1 pseudogene is annotated in these 450 nt (G+C 51.8%); it reads left to right on the top strand.

The features are described from left to right. Positions 1-450 (top strand): annotated as a pseudogene (locus tag JW499_RS21700) (IS1182 family transposase); the annotation flags it as partial.

The following is a 450-nucleotide window of genomic DNA, read 5'->3' as shown; positions in this document are numbered from 1 at the left end:
TGGTGTGTGATGGCATGAACCTGATTGGTCGGGAAATGTTTGCTATCGACGGCTGTAAAATGCCATCCAATGCAGCCAAAGAGTGGAGTGGAACACGGGCAGAGCTGAACCGTAAACAAGCCAAAATAGATCGTGCGGTCGCCCGTATGCTTAAAGCTCATCAGCACTCTGATAACACCGACCAGCAACCCGAAATCACCGAGCGACAACAGGCACAGATTAAAAAGCTGGAAGAGGTCTCCGCTAAGATAAAAAAGCACTTAGCGACCGAACCTGAACGGCTCGGTCAGCGTGGCCGCCCGGTCAAAAGCAATATCACCGATAACGATAGCGCCAAGATGAAAACCGCTAAAGGCGTGATCCAGGGCTATAACGGCGTGGCGGCGGTGGATAGCAAACACCAGATTATTGTGCATGCGCAAGCGTACGGTGCAGGTCAGGAACAACACA

It is taken from the genome of Amphritea pacifica, assembly GCF_016924145.1.
Lineage (GTDB): Bacteria > Pseudomonadota > Gammaproteobacteria > Pseudomonadales > Balneatricaceae > Amphritea > Amphritea pacifica.
The sequence above is the reverse complement of the archived record's forward strand: the minus strand, read 5'-3'. Positions and strand labels throughout refer to the sequence as shown.